Genomic DNA, 18,528 nt, shown 5'->3' with positions numbered 1-18,528 from the left:
ATAGATCATTTCGCAGGAGACGTCGATGCGTCCCTCATAGTCACGTACTAAGCGCCGCCATTGCACCATCCACCCAAAGGAACGCTCGACAACCCAGCGACGCGGCAGCGGAACAAATGTGTGCTGATCCTCCAGCTTGCGCACGACTTCAACTACGAATCCAAGCATCATCGCTTCGTCGAGCAATCTGCGTCGGTCGTACGCTGCATCGGCAAACAGATGCTTGACCCACGGCCATCGCTTCTTCAATGCCAACAGCAGCCATTCTGCTCCAGTCGAATCAGCCATGTCTGCCGGCGTTAGGTTCACCATCAACAGCCGTCCATCACTATCGACTGCAACATGTCGCTTACGGCCCCTGATCTTCTTGTTGGCGTCATAGCCCCTTGCCACGCCGCCCGGTGCTTTGATGGTTTGACTGTCGATGACCGCGGCACTGGGAGACTCTTGTCTATTTTGATTCTGACGGTCCAGCATCAAGGCAACATCATGAATGACCTTGAACAGCAACCGCCTCACAAAACGCCGGAACCACCAGTACACCGTTTGCCATGGCGGAAAGTGCACCGGCAGCATGCGCCATTCGCATCCAGAGCGCACCAGGTACCGAATGGCATTAAGCACTTCGCGCAAGTCTGTTATTCGGCGGCGACCGGTTCTGGCCGGTGAAGGCAGCAAGGGCTCAATGGCCTGCCATTCCTGATCGCTCAGATCGCTTGGGTAACGCTTGACCTTGCGTTCCTGACGGATCTGTTTGGCTCGCTGCCGCTCTGTCCACATGGTAATCCTCCATGCGCTCCCAACACATCAAAGTACCAACTTACTCCTCCTTTGATGCGTTTTCAAACGGGCTCTAAGAGTGATCACTGGTTCGGCGCGATCAACCTCCTGTTCCTGCTGGCGATCGTCGTCATTCCTTATCCAATCCGCGTCTGGTGCTTCCACCTCGGCACGGGCTTCGAGCCCGTCGCGTCAGTGACCCTGGTTGCCGGTCTGGCCCTGACCGCCTGCACCTGGATGGCGAAGTGGTTCTATGCGATGCCAGGCCGCCGGCTGATGGACGAACGGCTCGCGCCCGATTTCATCCGGCAGATGACGCGCCGCTACGGCATTGCGACGCTGGTCCAGATCGCTGCGGTTCCCATTGTGATCTCGGCGTCGCGCATCGGAGTGGTCATTGCACTGCTGTGCGTCGCCTTCTTCCTGCTGCCACAGCCCACGCCGCGCTACAAGCCCGGAGAGGAGCCGAACGAGGCTGAGAAATCGAACGAGTAGCTATTGCGCGAGGTTAAGCCGGAAACAGCAGGCGAAGACGAGAATAATGAAATGACCGGTGACCAGCACCTCCGGATTTTCCTGGTCTTCATCTACTTCTGCGCCCGTGGCCGCAACCGATCTGAGAACCTCGCACATCGTGAAGCGATGCTGCAGATGCCAATATGGATGGCGCTTATATATACGAGCATGGGCAGCTTCTCAGACCGGACCCTATGACGCCTAAGGGGCCATATTTTCCGGCTCTTAGTCGCCTCTCATGTCGCTCGTTGAATGTCCACTTCCGAGCATGGCGACAGTCCGTTGTGGGCCGATTCTGTTGAAAAAGTCGAGAAGCAACGTGTTCCAGTCTCGAAGAGAAGATTCGAGTTTTAATTAGATTCCTAACTTAAGGCCAATGAACCACAGTCAGCACCGATTCATACGGCTGCATGGCCTATATTAAAACCTACTGTATATAGTCGTTTTGCCATGCGCCGTAGATTCTGCGCCGTGGCTGCCAATAGAAACTCATCATGAGCACCGGTCGGGCATCGCAACCTCAGGCGATCCAGTTTTAGAATTCGCTTGAGATGCGCAAACAGTACTTCCGCCTTCTTGCGTTCACGGCGTGCCTGAGCATACTCAGGTGTTTGCATGATGTGCCGAGTAACTTCCCGTGCATCTTCATGGATACTGCGTGCAAGCTTGCGTGTTGGCGTGTTGGCGTGTTGGCGTATTGGGACAGCATTGCGGCTTGAACCTGCAGTGCTTACAGTCCATCTGGCTGGAGTGATAGAGGATGGTTTCAGCCTTGGTAACATGTGTGCGTGGATTTGTGAAGGCACGCCACTCCTTTCGCAATGCCTTGCCATCGGGGCAGAGGTACTGATCTGCTTCTGGCTGCCGAACAAAGTCACCTGCGGAAAATGTGCCGTCGAGTCGTAGGCTTCTATCCCAAACTGGAACCTGCGGCTCGACTCCTTTGTCTTTGATCAGCCAGCCGAGCATGGCGGCAGTACCATATGCCGTATCACCGATGAGCCGGTGTGGCTTGAGATGCAAGCGTTGCTCGACGCGGTCAATCATGATGCGGGTGGCTTTTGATTCGGCTGCATGGGTGGAGGACGAAGGTTCGACGTCGACAATGATCCCGTCCTTCAAATCGATCAGGTAGTTGATAGAGTAAGTGAAGAACGCCGGGCCAGAGGCAGCAGACCAGGATGCGGCTGGATCGGTCATCGATACATACTTTGGCAGGCTGGGCGGATTGGCTCTGTCCAACGCCGCCAGATATTTCCTGACCGGTCGACTTACGTGATTTGCTTCTCCCCAGTTAATGCGTTGGGTTCCGGGTACCGCGCGCTGACGTTGAGCATCAGCCTTGATGACGCTGGCGTCGGTGGCAAAACCCTCACCTCCAACCAATCCTTCGATGATACGTCGGCGCAATACCGACTCAAACAGTTTACGGAAGGCGTCGCTGTCGCGAAAGCGCCCATGCCGATTCTTGGAGAAGGTGGAGTGGTCAGGTACCCGATCATGGATTCCAAGGTGGCAGAACCATCGGTAGGCCAGATTCAGATGCACCTCGTCGCACAGGCGCCGTTCAGATCGGATGCCGTAACAGTACCCAATAATGAGCACGCGTATGATCAATTCCGGATCCACTGATGGACGACCGATGTGGCTGTAGAAGGATTTTAGATATTTACGAAACTCCGCCAAATCAAGATAGCGGTCAATGGTCCTCAGGAGGTGATCGTGCGGGACAAACTCTTCCAGATTGATCACCTCAGTACGTTCCCTTGCAGCAAGTTTCGGTCCCATCATGATGGCCTCCATCACACAGCATGCCATCCCGTTACACTATGCCGACCCCGCTGAAGATCAAGGAGACTATTTCAACAGAATCGGTCGTATGCGGCCGATCATGCATCAGCCAAGTACTTCCTCCATTGCGGACACAGCACGAATGTCTTTCAACTCAGTCGCCTGTTGAGCTGTGAGAACGTAGCCAGTCACAATATTGATTGAAATTGATTACCGGTACAGCCATGGCGCGCCCGTACTGACAGTGAGCCAGTCGCATTGATCAGTAGGATCGAAACATCCTTCCTAAACAGCACGCCGGCCTTTAGCTTTCTGCAAAACGGTGCGGCCTGTTCCCACTTAAAGTGGGTCCATGTGCATGTAGTGTGCCGCTATAGAATATGATCACCTCATTGCCATCTGTGAAATCCTGCATGATGGCTTGCAGCATTGGCAACGCTGTTTCGCCCGGCAGAGATTGCGTAAGCGATGTTGAAGCCGGCAGTTCAATTCATCACTACACCGGAGGAAAGCATGTCGGAGATATGGCGACTGTCGGCTTCAGAATTGACATTACTGGTTCAGGCAAGGGAGATCAGCGCAGGCGAAGCAGCACGCGCCGCGCTGGATAGACTGGAAGCCGTCAATGCGTCGATCAATGCGGTTGTCGACTGCCGGCCGGAAGAAGTCCTTGCCCAGGCGGAGCGGATCGATGCCGCGCTTTCCCGAGGCGAGTCGGCCGGCATCCTCGCCGGCGTTCCGGTGACGGTGAAGGTCAACATCGATCAGGCGGGTTTTGCAACGACGAACGGCGTGACGCTGCAGCGCGACCTGATGGCCAAACAGAACAGTCCGGTCGTCGACAATCTCTGCAAGGCGGGCGCGATCATACTCGGGCGAACCAATACGCCGGCCTTCAGCTATCGCTGGTTCACCAGCAATCTGCTGCATGGCGCCACACGCAATCCCCATGATCCGGCATTGACGCCCGGCGGATCTTCCGGCGGCGCAGCGGCGGCCGTCGCCGCGGGGATCGGACACCTGGCCCACGGCACCGACATTGCCGGATCGATCCGTTATCCCGCCTATGCCTGCGGAGTGCACGGTCTGCGGCCGACGCTGGGAAGAGTGGCGGCCTACAACGCATCCCTGCCGGAGCGTGCGATCGGTCCCCAGATGACGGCCGTGTCCGGACCGCTCGGCCGTCGCCTCGCGGATGTGCGGCTCGGCCTCGCTGCCATGGCGGCTTCCGATCCGAGGGATCCATGGTGGGTGCCGGCGCCCCTTGAAGGTCCCGAGTCGCCTCGCGTGGCGGCACTTTGCGTCAGGCCCGATGGCCTGGAAACGCAGCCGGAGGTGGAGGCTGCATTGCAGGAAGCAGCGCAGCGTCTTAGAAGCCGGGGCTGGCGCGTCGAAGAGATTGAAAATACGCCGCCCTTGAGGGAGGCGGCCGATCTCCAGATCGTGCTATGGCTCGGGGATGGCTTTGCCGCCATGGAAGCGGCGGCCATCAAGGAAAACGATCCAGGGGCCTTGGCGGCGCTGGCCGGGCACAAGGCGCGTGCGGAGTCGCTCGACCTGTCTTCCTTCTCCCACGCGTTCACCCGCAGGGCATCCCTCGTGCGCATGTGGCGCGAGTTCCTGTCCAAGTATCCGGTGCTGCTGCTCCCGGTCTCCGCCGAACTTCCGTTTCCGGACGGCCTGGACCTGCAAGGCGAAGCGGCGTACCGGCGGGTGTGGTCCGCGCAGATGCCTCAGATCGGATTGCCTTTCCTCGGCTTGCCGGGGTTGACCGTGTCGACTGGAATGCACGGCCGGTCGCCTGTCGGCGTACAGCTGGTTGCCGACCGCTACCGCGAAGACCTGTGCCTGCTGGCCGGCGAAGCCATCGAGGAGGGCGGACCGGCCATCGTGCCGGTCGATCCGCGCTGAAGTCTTATGCCGCGCGGTGAAGCTCGATGATGTCGGACCGATGCATCCGCTCGACGGCATTGGTCCATTCCGGCTCGGCCTTGCGCATGTGTTCCTGCTTGACATGGCCGTAGCCGCGGATATGTTCCGGAATGCTGGCGAGCCTGACTGCCGCGGCATAGTTGGCTGGCGTGGTCCTGGAGAGGATCAGCTCCACCGATTCTTCATAGCGCTTCACCAGTTCCCGTTCCAGGCGGCGCTCGTTCGAGTATCCGAAGGGATCGAATGCGGTGCCGCGCAGGAACTTGAGCCTGGACAGCAGGCGGAAGACATGCAGCATCCACGGGCCGAACTCCGTCTTCTTCGGCAAGCCGGTTGACGGGTTCGTCTTTGCCAAGCCAGGCGGAGCAAGGTTGAATGCAATCCGGTAGTCTCCCTCGAACTGCTGTTCGAGTCTGGCGAGGAACTCGGGTGCGGTATGCAGGCGCGCGACTTCGTATTCATCCTTGTAGGCCATCAGCTTGAAAGAATAGCGGGCGACTGCCTTGGAAATCCGGTCGCTGCCGCCGAAGCTGTCGGACTCCCATCGGCGCACCCTTGTCACCAGATCGACATAGCGCCTGGCGTATTCGGCATTCTGATAATCGGTCAGGTAGCGCTCCCGGCGTGCGACCATGTCATCAAGATCAACTGCCCGCACTTCAACTGATCGCGTGGCCGTGCGGTCCGCGACCAGCCTTTCGACAAGCGACAGGTCGTCCGCTGCGCGGCGTCCCCACAGGAAGGCTTCCTGATTCATCTTGACTGCATTGCCGTTCAGGGAAATCGCCTCGTTGATCGCATCGGCGGAGATCGGGATCAGGCCGCGCTGGTATGCGACACCCAGCATGAACATGTTGGTGGCGATGGAGTCGCCGAAGATTGCCGTGGCAAGTCGGGTGGCATCCACGAACACCGACCGTTCGCCGCCGACCGCCTCGGAAATGCGCGAGCGCAGCGTCTCGTTCGGAAACTCGAGATCGGGATTGCGCGTGAAGTCGCCGGTCATCACCGGCTGCGTATTGACCACCATGGCCGTCCTGCCGAAGCGGGTGGCGGCAAGCGTCTTGCTGCCGGCGGCAACCACCATGTCGCAGCCGAGGATCAGGTCGGCTCCGCCGGTGGCCACGCGTATCGTCTTGATGTCGCGCGGTGTGCGTGCGAAGCGAAGATGCGACCAGACGGAGCCGCCTTTCTGCGCCATGCCCGCCATGTCGAGAATGCCGCAGCCTTTTCCTTCAAGATGCGCTGCCATGCCGAGGATGGCGCCGATGGTGATCACGCCAGTGCCGCCGACGCCCGTGATGAGCATCGAATACACGCCGCCGCTACCCTCGAGCGAGGGCAGGACGGGTTCCGCCAGCACGGGGAAGAGGGCGGTTTCGTGAGACATGCGTGCCGATTTGCGCAGCTGTCCGCCATGCACGGTGACGAAGCTCGGACAGAAACCCTTGTTGCAGGAGTAATCCTTGTTGCAGGCCGACTGGTCGATGGCGCGCTTGCGGCCGTATTCGGTCTCGACCGGAACCAGCGACACGCAGTTGGACTGCGTTCCGCAGTCTCCGCAGCCTTCGCAGACGAGTTCATTGATGACGAGGCGCTTGGGAGGATCGGGAAACTGGTTTTTCTTGCGCCGCCGGCGCTTCTCCGCCGCGCAGGTCTGGTCGTAGACCAGCACGGTCACGCCATCGATCTCGCGCAATTGCTCCTGAAGCAGTTGCAGCTCGTCCCGATGATGGACGCTGACGCCCGGCGCCCATTGTGTTCCGGAAGCATACTTGTGCGGTTCGTCGGTCACCACGACGATCCGTCCCACACCTTCGGCATGCACCTGCCTCGTAATGGCGGGTACATCCAGCGGACCGTCATGCTTCTGTCCTCCCGTCATGGCCACCGCATCATTGAACAGGATCTTGTAGGTGATATTCGTCCTGGCGGCCACCGCGGCGCGGATCGCCAGCAGGCCGGAATGGAAATACGTTCCGTCGCCGATGTTCTGGAACATGTGCCTGCGCTTGGAGAATGGCGCTTCCCCCACCCAGGCCATGCCTTCGCCGCCCATGTGCGTGTAGCCCATGGTATTGCGGTCCATCATCTGCGCCATCCAGCTGCAGCCGATGCCCGCATAGCCCTTGCTGCCTGCGGGGAGCACGGTCGACGAGTTGTGCGGGCAGCCGCTGCAGAAGTAGGCGCTTCTGGCCAGCGGCTCGGGCGTATTCTCCCTCAGCCTGAGCCGGCGCAGTTCGTCGATCCGGGCGGCGAGCGCAGGCACGGCGGGCAGGGTGGCGTCGGACGAATGCCTTGCCGTCAGCCGCTCTCCGATCGCAATCGCGATCTGTACCGAATCCAGCGCCATTTCAGCCTGGAACAAGGTATTGCCCCGTTCATCCTTCTTGCCGATCACGGCCGGCGCGTTCGGCATCCCATACAGAATTTCCTTGAGCTGGGCTTCCAGCAGACTGCGCTTTTCCTCGACCACGATCACCATGTCCAGGCCCTGCGCGAATGCCCGCACGCCCTCGGGTTCGAGCGGCCAGGTGCAGGCGACCTTGTAGAGGCGGATGCCGAGCCGTCCTGCTTCTTCCTCGGAGATATCGAGATCATCGAAAGCCTGCCGTACGTCGAGGAAATTCTTGCCATGCGTGATGATGCCTATCCTTGCCTGCGGATGATCGACGATCGTCCTGTCGAGCCGGTTCGCACGCACGAAGGCGCGTACCGCGTCCATCTTGTAGTTGTGCAGCCGCACTTCCTGGGCATGCGGCGTGTCCGGGAGCCGTATGTTCAAGCCGTCGGGTGGCAGCGCCGCACGGTCCGGCTCGATGATCTGCAGATCCGGATCGAGCTCGATGGAGGCGCTGGCATCGGCCGTGTCCTTGACGCACTTGATCCCCACCCAGCAGCCCGAATAGCGCGACAAGGCCCAGCCGTACAAGCCGTAATCGAGAATCTCCTGCACGCCCGACGGGCTCAGCACGGGAATGCTCGCATCGATCAGCGCGAACTCGGACTGATGGCAGGTGGTGGACGATTCGCCGGTATGGTCGTCGCCCATCAGCACGAGCACGCCGCCGTGTTTCGATGACCCGGCGAGATTGCCATGCCTGAGCACGTCGCCCGACCTGTCCACGCCGGGGCCCTTGCCGTACCAGATGGAGAACACGCCGTCGAACTTGCCTTCACCGCCGATCTCGGCCTGCTGCGTGCCCCAGACTGCGGTCGCCGCAAGGTCTTCGTTGACGCCGGGGATGAAATGGATGTCCGCAGCATCGAGGTGCTTCTTCGCCTTGGCCAGTTCGCCGTCGTAGGTGCCGAGCGGCGATCCCCGGTAGCCGGAGATGTAGCCGGCGGTATCGAGGCCATTGCGCCGGTCGCGCCACTTCTGCGTAATCGGCAGCCGCACCAGGGCTTGAACGCCGGTCAGGTAGATGCGGCCTTGTTCGAAGGTGTACTTGTCGTCGAGCGACACTTTGCTGGATGTCATGGAGGCCTTTTCCTTTATTCGACGCCGAGGTAGATCTGGCGGATGCGGTCGTTGCTGGACATCTCGGCGGCGCTTCCGCTCTGGACCACGCGGCCATGCTCGAGAACGTAGACACGGTCGGCGATGCGCAGGGCCGACTGGGCATCCTGCTCCGCCATCAGGATGGCGACGCCGCTGTCGCGGATCGCCCTGATCGCGCCGAAGATTTCCATCTTGAGCCGATGGGCGATGCCCACCGACGGTTCGTCCAGCAAGAGCAGTTTCGGCGCGCCCATGAGTGCGCGGCCGATCGCGACCATCTGCTGCTGCCCGCCCGACAGCGTGCTGACGATCTGCGAAGCGCGCTCTTTCAATATCGGAAACAACTGCACCACGCGTTCATAATCGCGCGCGATGGCGTCACGGTCCTTGCGCAGATAGGCGCCCAGCATCAGGTTCTTGCGCACGGTGAGCTCGGAAAACAGCCGACGCCCTTCGGGACAGTGGCAGATGCCGCGGCCGACCACGTCATGCGCCGGCAGCGAATGCAGCGAGGCGCCGTTGAAATGCAGTTTTCCCTGCCCGGCAACGGAGCGCGAAATCGCCTTGAGCAGGGTGGTCTTGCCGGCGCCGTTGGGGCCGAGCACCGCGACCATTTCGCCGTCGCCGACCTGCAGGGTGGCATCTTCCAGTGCGACTGCTTTACCATACGATGCGGAGAGATGTTCGATGTCAAGCAGCATGCTCTTCCTCCTGCTTTCCGATATAGGCTTCAATGACGGCGGGGTGCGCGACGATCTGTTCCGGCGTGCCGCTGGCGATCACGGCGCCGAAGTCGATGGCCACCACGCGCGAGACGAGCTTCATGAATTCCCGCAGCTTGTGTTCGATCAGCAGAATGGTCAGCCCCTTGTCCGCATGCAGGCGCCGTATCAATGTCGACAGCTCCGCGATCTCGCCCGAACCGAGGCCTGCGAAGGGTTCATCGAGCAGCAGCAGCAGCGGCTCCGTCGCCAGCGCGCGGGCGATTTCCAGCCTGCGCTGGTCGCCGTAGGACAGCTGTTCCGCAGGGACCTGTTCCTTGTCCTGCAGGCCCACGTCGGCAAGAAGATTGCGCGCGCGCTGCTCAAGGTCGCCGGCTGGAACGCGCGGACCCAGGCTTCCGACAAGGACATTCTCCAGCACCGACATGCCGACGAAGGGCCGGCATAGCTGAAAGGTGCGGGCCATGCCCAGCCCCACGATCTTGTGCGGCGCGAGGCCGCGCAGCGAATGGCCGTCGAAGCGAATGTCGCCGCCGTCGGGAGGAATGAAGCCGGTGATCAGGTTGTACAGCGTGGTCTTGCCGGCGCCGTTCGGCCCCAGAATGCCGACAATCTCACCCGGCGAGACCTCGAGGCTGACATTCCTGACCGCATGCAAGCCGCCGAAGCGCTTGTCCAGGTCCTTGATGGATAGCAGGCTCATGCCGTCTCCCTTCCCGTGGCGGAACCGCCGATGCCATGGCTCTGCGAGGAAGCAGCAGCGGCAGCGGAAACCCGGCGGCGATTGGATGCGGTTTCGCCGGCAAGGCGTTCGCGCAGGCGTTTCCATGCGGGCGCGATGAAGCCGTTTGGCAGGAAGAACAGTATCGCGATCAGTATCAGGCTGTAGATCATCAGCCTCCATTCGCCGAAGTCGCGCAGCAGTTCCGTCATCAGCGTCAGCAGCAGCGCGCCGCCGACCGCGCCGTAGATCGATGCCATGCCGCCGACATACACCATCGTGATGATGGTGATCGAGGTGACCACCGCGAACAATTGGGGACTGACCTGCAGCTGGTAATGCGCATACAAGGCGCCGCCCAATCCCGCAAAGGCGGCGCTGATGGCGAGCGAGGCGATCTTGTAGAAAGTGATATTGATGCCGGCGGCAAGGCAGGTCGCCTCGTCGCCCCGTATCGCGCGCAGGATCAGGCCCCATTTCGATCGGGCGAGAAGCACCAGCAGCAGGGTGACGACGGCTAGCACCGCCAGCACGAACCAGTAGAAATGCAGCGGCGAACGCAGCAGGGGCTCGATGCCGGAGATACCTTCCTCGCCGCCGGTGTATTCCCAGAAGATGAGCATCAGGCGTTGCATGATCACCGCGCCCGACAGCATGGCCAGCGCGAAGTAGGGCCCCTTGAGCCGCAGCGTCGGAAATCCCATCAGCAGCGCGAACAGCACCGCCATCACCATGGCCGCAGGCAGGCTCCACCACGGACCGAAGCCGAAGCTCGTGTTCAGGAAGCCAGCCGCATAGGCGCCGACCCCGATGAACAGGGAGTGGCCGAAATTCTCGCGGCCGGTCAGGCCCGACATGAAATCCCAGCTCACCGCCCAGATGCCGTAGATGGCCGCCACGGTGAGCACGCCGATCAGATACCCGCTTGAGAAAATGACGGGAAGCAGGGCGAGGATGGCAAGCGCGATCACGCCGCCTGCCGCATCAAAAGTCTTGTGTCTCATGGTTCTCCCAATCGTTGACCAGCGGTTAGAAGGCGGCGCGCTTGCCGAACATGCCGGCAGGACGCAGCACCAGCATCAGCAGGGTTGCAAGCACCGACACGATTTCGGTCCACGACGTGGACACGAGATAGGCCACCATCGTTTCGGCGTATCCGAGCATGAATGCAGCCAGGATGCTGCCCGGAATGGAGCCGAGCCCCCCCACCACGACGATGGCGAAGGCCTTGACGATGGGCAGAAGGTGCATCGACGGATTCACCGAGAGGAAGGGGCCCGCCATGATGCCCGCCAGCGCAGCCAGCGCCGCGGAGAGCGCCATCACCAGGCAGAACACACGGTCGGCGGGTATGCCCATGTATTGCGCCGCCTCCGGGTCTTGCGATATCGCGAGGATCGCGCTGCCCAGCCTGGTGGTTTGAATGAAAAGATAAAGCGCGCCGATCGAAACTGCGCTCACCGCTAGCGTCAGCAGGCGCTGGCCCGCAATATCGACGCCGGCGATGGTGAACTTGTCATCGACGAAAGCGGGTACGTTGCGATATTCCGAGCCGAACACCAGGAACAGCATCTGTTCCACGATCAGCGCCACGGCCAGCGAAATCATCAGCACCGCCAGCTGCGACTTGCGCATCGGCCGGATCAGGAAGCGTTCGACGAACACGCCGAACAGGGCTACCCCGATCACAGACAGAAGTGCGGCCTGCCAGAGGGGCAATCCGCCGATGGAGGTCAGCGCATAGGTGCCGTAGGCGCCGAGCGCGTAGAACGAACCATGGGCAAGATTAAGAATGCGGGCGACGCCGAAGATCAGCGTAAAGCCTACTGCGAGCATTGCGTAAATGGAACCGGTGACGGCACCGAAGATGATTATTTCCGACAAACGTGTCTCCCCGGCCCGCGCAGCCGTGGGCGCGCGGGCGAAAGCCAGAATGAGCCGATGTCATTTGGAGCAGGTAGCACTGCCAAACAACGTGGCCGCCTGAAGAAGCGAAATGGAATTGGAAACCGGCGCCGCCGAATGCTCCGGCAATCGTGCAGCGCCGGTCCAGGATTATTGCTTCATCCAGGGAGGCATGATCACCTGGCCGGTGCGCAGCTCCTTGGGCCACACGACCACGCGATTGCCCTTTTCCTGCCATTGTGCGAACAGGAGGTTCATGTACTTGCCGCCTGCCTTCACATCATGCGTTTCGTCATATTCCAGCGTGCCGCCGATGCCCGGCATCGACGTTTTTTCGAGCGCCTTGATGACCGCATCGGTCTCGAAGCTGTTCGCCCGTTCGACCGCCTGGGCATAGGCATGAACGGAATCATAGGCGCCGAACGCGGTATAGACCGGAACGCGGCCGGTGCGTTTCTGGAACTCGTCGAAGAACGGGATGGTCTTCGGAGTCAGCGGAGCGCGTACAGCAAAGTTGGCGGCAATCTCGCTGATGGACTTGCCGCCGACGCGGTCGAAGAAATCGCCGTCCTGTGATTTGACGTCGATGCCGCCGTAAGGGATGGGAACGCGCGCGTCATGCCATTGCTTGGCGAAGGTGTCGCTCGATGCATGCGACAGAATGACGATCAGATACTGCGCGCCGCTGGAACGCACCTTCGACAGGAGCGGGGAAAAGTCCGAGGTGCTGGTGTCGAAGAACTCGGTCATCTTGATTTCCGCGCCGACCTCGGTCGCTCCTTTCTTCAGGACCGGAACCAGGTCCTGCACCCATTTCGCGTTCTCGCCGACGATGGCAATCTTCTTGTAGCCCATCTCCCCGATCAGCATGCCGGAAATGAAATTCACCACGCCGCGTGCCTGATGCGCCGCATTGATGGGACCGGTGCGGAAGATGTATTTGTAGTTGTCGTAATCCTGCTTGACCTTGGCCGTGATGGACGGCGATGCGGCGCCGATGCCGAGGTAGATGGTCTTGGCCTGCGAGATGTGCGGCAGCTGGGCCAGCGTCACGCCGCTGGTGTATCCGCCGATGAGCACATCGGCCTTTTCATCCGCGGTAAGCTTCTTGATGGCGCTGATGCCGGTCTCGGGATTTTCGGTTTCATCGGCCACGACCATTTCCAGCTTGCGTCCAAGCACGCCGCCCTTGGCGTTGATTTCATCCATCGCGATCTTGATCGCTTCCTGGGTGTCGCGCCCGACCTGAAGTTGCACGGCGGTCGGCACGCCGATCTTGACCGGCTTCTGCTGACCGATGGCAAGACCGCTGACGAGGGACAGGCTGGCTGCCATCGCTACTGCCGCCAGGCGCATTTTCATTCGGACAGGGGAACTGGATGATTCGGAAACTGCATGGGAAGAACTGGGGCGGAATGCGTCCGCCCGCAAAGAATCGGTCATTTGTCTCACTCCTTCTATACTTCTTTATGTGTATTGAAAGCCGTGACTAGCTTCGCTTGCCGTCATGGCGTCCCGAAGTAATGCAACCTCATTCTCTGCCGCAGTGCAAAACGGTCAACCTGCAAAGTGGCCTTACCAATGTAGCATAGGAAAAGATTCGGTGTCCTGAAAAATCCGCGTCTCGTTTGATGTGCGATATCTTCAAGTCGCGTCCGGCTTGACTTGGGGCGTACCGGCACTCAACTTGCGATGCGCCTTGTCATGGATCAATACGCACGCCGGGGAGACTCGCATACCGTACCGAACATGGCAAACGCACTGGCAGTGCAAGCCGGTTTTTCAAAATGCTGTTAATGTCATCCAACATTAAACGTTAATCAAGAGGGGACACGCATGACGCTTATTCAAGGAAACATTGCATGGATCACCGGTGCGGGATCGGGCATCGGGCTGGCTGGGGCACAGGCATTGGCCCAGGCAGGATTGACGGTGGTGATGTCGGGCCGGCGTCGCGAACTGCTTGAAACCGAAGCCGAAGCCATTATCGCCAAGGGCGGAAAGGCGGATATCGAAGTGCTTGACGTGTGCGATGCGGAGTCGGTGCAGAACGCAGCCCAGGCCATCCACGGCCGGCATGGAAGGATCGACATTCTCGTCAACAGCGCCGGCCTGAACGTGCCCAACCGGTTCTGGAAGAACCAGAATGCCCAAGGCTGGAATGAAGTCATCCGGGTCAATCTCGATGGCAGCTTCTATTGCATTTCAGCGGTGCTGCCCTTCATGCGTGAGCAGAAGTCGGGACTCATCATCAATGTCTCGTCCTGGGCCGGCAAATACGATACTTACATGACCGGGCCTGCCTACAACGCAGCCAAGCATGGCGTGGTCGCCATGACCGAGCATCTCAACCAGGAAGAGTGCGTCAACGGCATTCGCGCATGCGCATTGTGTCCGGGCGAGGTTGCAACGCCGATCATGGACAAGCGCCCGATACCGCCGTCGCCCGAAGAGCGGGCGAGAATGCTGCAGCCGGAGGACCTCGGCCGCACCATCCGCTTCATCGCGGAGATGCCCCCGCATGTGTGTCTCAATGAAATCACGATCAGTCCGACCTGGAACCGCATTTTCCTCGGCGCGGCCGATATCCAGCGCAGCTGATTCAATTCGAAATGCAATGCCGGGCCGCTTGAGTCGGCCCGGCCCTCCCATTGCCTCGGATTGCCTCGGCTGCTGCGGCCGAATTTCGATCAGTTCACCAAAGGCCTCAAGGCCCGCCAACCAATTCAAACCAATGTTGCACGGCGGCTGACGCAACGTCGCAGCTGCATTAGCTAACCGTTATTCATGGAGTTCCCATTCCGGTAACACGAAAAGCCGATGGGATGTTTCCTGTTGTCGATTGCCCCATGACAATTTTAACCGGCTGTTATACAGTGTAACCATCAGGCGCCGATGGAAAACATTGGCGATGCGACAAGCTGCGCGCACGGATGCGCAACAAGCACTAGAACAGGCGTCGGCATTTGTTTTCAATGGATTCCCAAACCAGGCTCAGATTGCAGGCGATGGCCTTCGGCGCAGGCGACGCAATGCTCAACAGCGCCATCCTGCTGTGCTTCGCCGCAGTCGGGACGATTTCTTATCTCGTTCCTGCTGTCATTCTGGCAATTGCGCTGGTAATGAATGCCGTCTTCATGGTGCTGATTGCTACCGGCATCAGCAAGCGATGGTCGGATCCATCCCTGACAGGCATGCAGATCTTTGCGGGATGCGTAGCTACCTTGCTGGCGATCCTGATGGCGCCGCAGATCGTTTACATGTTTTTGCTGAATGTATTCGTCCTGCTCAGTTTCGGCAGCCTCTACTTTTCGCGGCGAGCCTTTTTCCTGACATGGCTTCTGCTTTCGCTTTCCCTCGGGGCCTGCCTCTGGATTGTTCGCGATCGATTGGAATTCCGGGTAACGAATACTGCCGAATGGGCGCTGATGTGGGCGGTCGTGGTGCTGTCGTTGGCCAGGTTCGTCAATATCAATGACAGGGTATCGCGTCTGCGTGCCTCGCTAAGCCAGAAGAACAAGGCGCTTGCCGCCCTGGCGGCACGGGACGACCTGACCGGGCTGTGGAACCGGCGCAAGTTCATGGAATTGCTGCAGGAAGAAATCGAACGGGCGAATCGCAGCGGACGCCGGTTTACGGTTGCCATCATCGATGTCGACCACTTCAAGAATATCAATGACAGCCACGGACATCTGATGGGCGATGCCGTGCTCAAGGAGATCAGCCGGATTCTCGGCGAATCCTGCCGCGCCACGGACGCCATCGGGCGTTACGGCGGCGAAGAGTTCACGCTGCTGATGGTCGATACCAAGACCGAACAGGCCGTGGTTGCCCTCGAACGCATGCGCAGGGCAGTCGAGCAGAGCGACTGGAGCCGCATGGCGCCGGGGCTGCGTGTCACGATTTCGATAGGCAGTGTCGAGTGGACGGCGGCGGCATCACTGTCGATGCTGCTGGGACAAGCGGACGCGGCACTGTACCGGGCCAAGGCGGAAGGCCGCAATCAGCTTCGGGTAGCGTAGCGTCATTCGGCTCAAATGCTGCCATGCCCGTTCGCCGGACCTGACGTGAACAGCCTCGCGTCGACAACGGCATTCATCGGCAGCCTCTCCGGTTGCGAGGCGGAAAAGATCAGCCTTTCTCATCATTCCCGCTCAGCGCCTTGATCGTCTTCTCCAACGTGCGGACCTTCTCGCGCAGAGACGCTATGTTGCGCACGACCACGGCGCTGCGCTCCCAATCACTTTTCTTCGCCACCGGGTAGTAACCGGTGTATTGGCCGGGTTCGGCAATCGAATTCGGCACCATGGTGGCTGCGGTGATGTGCACGTTGTCGGCGATCTCGATGTGGCCGTTGATCATGGCTGCGCCGCCGAAGGTGCAGTGCTTGCCTATCCTGGTGCTGCCGGCCACGCCGACGCAGCCTGCCATCGCGGTATGCGCGCCGATATGGCAGTTGTGGCCGATCTGGATCAGGTTGTCGAGCTTGACGCCGTCCTCGATCACGGTGTCGTCCAGTGCGCCGCGGTCGACCGCCGTATTGGTGCCGATGTCGACGTCGTCGCCCATCACCACGCGCCCGGTCTGCGGGATCTTGATGTACACACCCGCGTCAACCGCAAAGCCGAAGCCGTCGCCGCCGATCACCGCGCCGGAATGAACGATGCCGCGCGCGCCGATGATGCAGCGGGCATGAAACGTCACGTTGGCAAAGAAGTGGGTGTCTTCGCCGATCACCGCATCGCGGCCGATGTAGCAACCGGCGTCGATCACGGCGCCGCGCTTGATCACCGCGCCTGCTTCCACCGTGACATGGGCGCCGATGTGCACCGTCGGGTCGATCTGCGCGCTCTCGTGTACGGCAGCGGTCGGATGTATGCCCGGCGCCGGTGCTGCTTCGGCGAGTGACAAAAAATACTGCGCGGTGCGTGCGAAATAGGCGTACGGGTTTGCGGTAATGATGCGCGCGCCGGCATAAGTGGCGGCAACGACCGGATCATCCTGCGGCGAAAGGATGAGCGCCGCAGCTTCGCTCTGCGCCGCCAAGGCACGCAGTTTGCTGTTGCTGAGAAAGCTGATGTCAGAAGGGCCTGCGCGGTCCAGCGGAGCGATTGCCGAGACCTTGAGGTCCGCATCGCCTTCCAATTGTCCACCGAAGCGCTCGACCAGATCGGCCAGTCGGATATCCATGTTGTCACTCCCTCATTTCGTGAAAATTCGGCAAGGGTTCGTCGAGCGGCGTTGGAAGCCTGCGCCATGTCGATGCACAGATTCTTCCATAAGCGATTCTTCCTGCACTTGCCGAAAGCTGCATCCCGCCGTTCCAGCAAGACCCGTTACTCGGAAACCTGTCCAGTTGGCGCGGTTATATTGTCTTGCTTAATACCAATCCCAAGGCGTAACGTGACAGATGAGAACGATGGATTTTTTCGTCTGGCAAGGCGTGGGAGGAGTCCATAGCGGGGCTATGGATGACGAGCACAACGCCGCCAGGCGGAAAAAGACGCGATCTCATGGCACGTTATGCCTTGGGATTGGTATAAGTAGCAATGAGGGAATTCTGCGGTAGACGGCGCGTCATCCATCTTGCGCCGCATCAAGCAGATGTTTGATCATTCAACGTGTGCCGGCGCGACCTTCCCTGCCGAAAGTTGCTGCCGCAACGCAGTTGGCTTGCAGGAGTTTGCCGAGGGTGAAGACAGTGAAGAGTGTTCTCTCTGCGCGTACACCGCTGCACGAATAGCTGCTATGCCGCCCGGTTCGCTTCCAGCTCTTTCAGCCGGCGCCGGAGATCCTTTTCCTCCGCATGGCGCTGGCCGGCATCGCTGGCGACGGCAACCGAACCGGTGACTTCCCCCGCCTGGTTCCTGACAACCGCGAAGCTCATGTCGACATGGATGTGATCGCCGTTTCGATGAAGCGCACGGGTGATCATCGTGCGACGGCCGTGCGCAGTCGCGCCTTGTGCCACGGCCTTGTCATATCCTTCCCAATGCGCCTTGCGCAATTTCTCGGGAATGATGATGTCCAGGCTTTTCCCGATTGCTTCTTCCGGACTGAAGCCGAACAAGGCTTCGGCGCCGGGATTCCATATCCGGATGAATCCCTCCTTGTCGGCGAAGATGAGCGCTTCTGACATATGGTCCAGTATGTCGCAAGCCATGGTTTCCTGCGTGAAGGACAGGCTCTTCGTCATGTCAGGGCTCCTTTTTTCCGGACTGGCAGCGGATTTGCCGAAGAATCTGACGTTCTTTCTCCCCGCATCATCGCCGCTTGGGTGCAAGCCTAGAGCGCTTTCGGGTTGACTGTACTGTCGATGCCGGTCGATTTGCCAGCGGCACTGCGTTGTGTCTCCTTGCCATGGCCCCGCCATGTCGCGTCAACACGCCTTGTTCCGCAGGCAATTCACCTCGGCCTCGCCGAGTCCAGTCAACCCGAAAGCGCTCTAGCTCACTTAATCGGAACAGAAAAGCAGGTTGCGCAAAGAGACAAACGAATCGGCAGGCGGGGGTGTAAGCAGGCAATGGGAATACAAAAAAGCCCGCAGCATTGCGCTGCGGGCTTGGTCACATCATTGCATGTCATGCGGCCGCTTTCATCGGCAACCGCACGACTGCGGTCTTACTCGCCTGCGGCGGCAGTGTTGGCTCGGGCAGCGG

Annotated in this window: 13 protein-coding genes and 1 pseudogene; 4 read left to right on the top strand and 10 right to left on the bottom strand. The window is 60.1% G+C overall.

All coding sequences use genetic code 11. The features are described from left to right. On the bottom strand, positions 1-780 hold a 780-nt coding region (locus IGW03_RS34840; RefSeq protein WP_194726989.1), incomplete at its 3' end, for an IS5 family transposase. Positions 781-834: 54 nt separating this feature from the next. Between IGW03_RS34840 and IGW03_RS34835 the strand changes: the two genes are divergently transcribed. Then, complete coding sequence (locus IGW03_RS34835) at positions 835-1,275, top strand: hypothetical protein (RefSeq protein ID WP_228536284.1); 441 nt, start codon at positions 835-837, stop codon at positions 1,273-1,275. Between the two features lie 419 nt (positions 1,276-1,694). Here IGW03_RS34835 and IGW03_RS34830 read toward each other — a convergent pair. Beyond that, positions 1,695-3,087 (bottom strand): annotated as a pseudogene (locus tag IGW03_RS34830) (transposase). Between the two features lie 513 nt (positions 3,088-3,600). On the opposite strand from IGW03_RS34830, the gene IGW03_RS34825 reads away from it, so the two are divergent. Next, complete coding sequence (locus IGW03_RS34825; RefSeq protein ID WP_194726988.1) at positions 3,601-4,998, top strand: amidase family protein; 1,398 nt, start codon at positions 3,601-3,603, stop codon at positions 4,996-4,998. Between the two features lie 4 nt (positions 4,999-5,002). Here IGW03_RS34825 and IGW03_RS34820 read toward each other — a convergent pair whose 3' ends face one another. From IGW03_RS34820 to IGW03_RS34795, 6 genes are all read right to left on the bottom strand, one after another. Continuing rightward, entirely contained in the window at positions 5,003-8,500 is a 3,498-nt protein-coding gene (locus tag IGW03_RS34820; protein WP_194726987.1) for an indolepyruvate ferredoxin oxidoreductase family protein, read from the bottom strand. A gap of 14 nt (positions 8,501-8,514) precedes the next feature. After that, on the bottom strand, positions 8,515-9,222 hold the full coding sequence (locus IGW03_RS34815; RefSeq protein WP_194726986.1) for an ABC transporter ATP-binding protein: 708 nt from the start codon (positions 9,220-9,222) through the stop codon (positions 8,515-8,517). Beyond that, on the bottom strand, positions 9,212-9,940 hold the full coding sequence (locus tag IGW03_RS34810) for an ABC transporter ATP-binding protein (protein ID WP_228536285.1): 729 nt from the start codon (positions 9,938-9,940) through the stop codon (positions 9,212-9,214). Before IGW03_RS34810 ends, IGW03_RS34815 begins: the two co-directional genes overlap by 11 nt. A 2-nt stretch (positions 9,941-9,942) precedes the next feature. Next, a complete protein-coding gene (locus IGW03_RS34805; protein ID WP_194726984.1) occupies positions 9,943-10,968 on the bottom strand; it encodes a branched-chain amino acid ABC transporter permease in 1,026 nt (341 codons plus the stop codon). Positions 10,969-10,993: 25 nt separating this feature from the next. After that, positions 10,994-11,848, bottom strand: a complete 855-nt coding sequence (locus tag IGW03_RS34800; RefSeq protein WP_194726983.1) for a branched-chain amino acid ABC transporter permease — start codon at positions 11,846-11,848, stop codon at positions 10,994-10,996. A gap of 171 nt (positions 11,849-12,019) precedes the next feature. Further along, positions 12,020-13,312, bottom strand: a complete 1,293-nt coding sequence (locus IGW03_RS34795; RefSeq protein ID WP_228536283.1) for an ABC transporter substrate-binding protein — start codon at positions 13,310-13,312, stop codon at positions 12,020-12,022. 393 nt (positions 13,313-13,705) lie between these two features. On the opposite strand from IGW03_RS34795, the gene IGW03_RS34790 reads away from it, so the two are divergent. Both IGW03_RS34790 and IGW03_RS34785 read left to right on the top strand, forming a co-directional pair. After that, complete coding sequence (locus IGW03_RS34790) at positions 13,706-14,470, top strand: SDR family oxidoreductase (protein WP_194726982.1); 765 nt, start codon at positions 13,706-13,708, stop codon at positions 14,468-14,470. 374 nt (positions 14,471-14,844) lie between these two features. Further along, positions 14,845-15,891: a GGDEF domain-containing protein gene (locus IGW03_RS34785; RefSeq protein WP_194726981.1), complete on the top strand. Its 1,047-nt coding sequence runs from the start codon at positions 14,845-14,847 to the stop codon at positions 15,889-15,891. A 109-nt stretch (positions 15,892-16,000) separates the two neighbouring features. Here the strand turns inward: IGW03_RS34785 and lpxD are convergent, their stop codons facing one another. Further along, positions 16,001-17,059: a UDP-3-O-(3-hydroxymyristoyl)glucosamine N-acyltransferase gene (lpxD, locus tag IGW03_RS34780; RefSeq protein ID WP_194726980.1), complete on the bottom strand. Its 1,059-nt coding sequence runs from the start codon at positions 17,057-17,059 to the stop codon at positions 16,001-16,003. Positions 17,060-17,615: 556 nt separating this feature from the next. Then, entirely contained in the window at positions 17,616-18,065 is a 450-nt protein-coding gene (locus IGW03_RS34775; RefSeq protein ID WP_228536282.1) for a PAS domain S-box protein, read from the bottom strand. Positions 18,066-18,528 lie beyond the last annotated feature (463 nt).

The organism is Noviherbaspirillum malthae (assembly GCF_015352985.1).
Taxonomy (GTDB): domain Bacteria; phylum Pseudomonadota; class Gammaproteobacteria; order Burkholderiales; family Burkholderiaceae_D; genus Noviherbaspirillum; species Noviherbaspirillum malthae.
This window is presented reverse-complemented; position numbering and strand designations above follow the sequence as displayed.